Source organism: Lacticaseibacillus sp. 22, assembly GCF_055413445.1.
Map to the genome: position 1 here is coordinate 1 of NZ_JBVAYD010000060.1, position 2,078 is coordinate 2,078.

The following is a 2,078-nucleotide window of genomic DNA, read 5'->3' on the forward strand; positions in this document are numbered from 1 at the left end:
ATTAGTTCGATTATCGGTGAAGCCTCTGAAAGTATTTCTCTAGAAAAACAAATGGGCACATTAGACCAACTCCTGCTAAGACCAGCTGGACTTGAGTTAGTTCTCACTGTAAAAACAACCGTTTGGATCATCATTAACTTCATTAAAGTTTTCATCGTCCTTGCATTTATTGCCTTCATATTTCACTTGAACATAGGATTTCATATCGGGCTACTACCGATCTTTTTCATTACTTGCATTGGAATTTTTGGCTTCTCCTTACTGCTCGCCGCTTTAACACTGAAGTATACAAAAACCGCCTCTTTTCAGTCGGTTATTTCGTATCTCCTATTATTTTTAACAGGTTCAATTTTCCCATTAACGCAATTACCTGAGTTTGTTCAGATTTCTGGAAGAATGTTGCCGATTACCCTTGGGATCGATCTCTCAAAGCAATTAATCAACCAGCACAGCGTTTCAATAAACACTTTCTTGCTGCTCTGTGTTCAGTCCCTTATTTACGTGTATGTAGGCCATCTCGCTTTTCAAAGAATTTATCGATCCAGTAAGAAGTCTGGTATTGACAATTCTTACTGAGATGATTGGTCGTACTATAGATGAGGGCGAACTCCTTCTACTGCTATCGTATTTGTTTTACAATTAGCATTCTGGTACGAATGGATTCGCGCCTTTCTACTGCAATGCTTATTGATCTTGAAAGGACTGGTCATCACGGCTTATTTAAGAACGATTTTGCAACTACTCATGGCCTTAATCTTTGCTGTACAGATTTTAGTGACAATCAGCGCCTGGCTTTGGTCGATGACAACAATTTGGCAGCGTCTTAGCTTAGCTTGCTGCGCCCTCATTTTGGGCAGTTGCCAGCTTGTCTTGATGTATGGTTTTGGGTATCTAGCCGATATGAACATCCCCATTGCTTGGTGGACTTGGTTCGTTTTGATGGGTACCGGCGTATGTTTCATCGCAACAATTGCAGGCATCTATCACCGCCCACGTTCAGCACCAAATAAGCCTGCCAAATGATCGAATGGTAATCAGCAAACATTTCAGATAAACGTTGTGAAATGGCCATTAAACGTCATTTCAGGCGAAACTTTAACGATTATTGCCGAATTCGTGACGTTTAAATAAACTTTCATCAAAAGCAAGCAGAATGGGGCAGATTTATTGTACGGGAGGAACTGTAGTCGACTGTACTTAAAGCCTCCCTTATATGTTGGTTTTGGTCGAATTAATTATACGACGCAGAAACCTTTGCGTCTTTTTTAATGCCGAAAAGTCCCGATTTCTCGGGACTTCTACGGATATTTAACTTTCACTCTTTAGATGTTGTCATATTTAGACATCATCTGCTTGTAAATAAGTAGGCGACGAAAGAGATTCTGGCGTTTTTCTCTTTTTAATAATTATTGCCAATGTGATAGCCAAAACAGCATAAATAAGAATTGAAACGCCGCTACGTTCTATACCGAAAGAACCCCCTGTTAACATTTGAGATGTCGTCTTATTCATTGATTTGAAAACAAGCCCTATGTTTGGCAACCCGGAAACTGTAGTCCCAAAAATAGTTCCTTCAAAAAAATTCCATGCAGCATGTACAGCGCCGCACATTAGAATGTTATGATTAATAATTCGCAATTCAGACATCACAACTCCAAATAGAAATAGGCCCATTGCAGAATACCAATCGAAGTGTGGATTAGCAATATGTAAAGAAGAAAAAAGAATTGAGTTTATAATAACTGCTAATACAGGACGTTTTTCTTTTATCCAGTAGCCCATTACATAGCCTCGGCACAGAAGTTCTTCAAACATTGACTGTATGCTAAAGCCAAAGAGAAATAAAGGAAGCCAAATGAGGTTAGAGACATCGAAAACGATATGTATATCGTATCCACCCAAAGTGACAATCAATCCCCAGACTAGCAAGAACAGGAAAAGGCCAAAAACCCAGCCTTTCAGATAACTTCTGATCGGTTTTCTTCCTCGGAATGGAACTAAAATGACGTCATCATGGTAGTAAAACCACATGCTTAAAATGCCGATCAGTTCTGTATATAGAAATAATAGCTGATATT

General features: G+C 39.2%; 3 protein-coding genes. 2 read left to right on the forward strand and 1 reads right to left on the reverse strand.

Annotation, left to right across the window (positions count from 1 at the left end; all coding sequences use genetic code 11):
- Positions 1 to 576, forward strand: a 576-nt coding sequence (locus tag ACWP87_RS13690; RefSeq protein WP_064561539.1) for an ABC transporter permease, incomplete at its 5' end; no start/stop codon positions are given.
- A gap of 225 nt (positions 577 to 801) precedes the next feature.
- Complete coding sequence (locus ACWP87_RS13695; protein WP_155737222.1) at positions 802 to 1,023, forward strand: hypothetical protein; 222 nt, start codon at positions 802 to 804, stop codon at positions 1,021 to 1,023.
- Positions 1,024 to 1,338: 315 nt separating this feature from the next.
- Here ACWP87_RS13695 and ACWP87_RS13700 read toward each other — a convergent pair.
- The coding region (locus ACWP87_RS13700) for a CPBP family intramembrane glutamic endopeptidase (RefSeq protein ID WP_032953788.1) at positions 1,339 to 2,078 on the reverse strand (740 nt) is incomplete at its 5' end.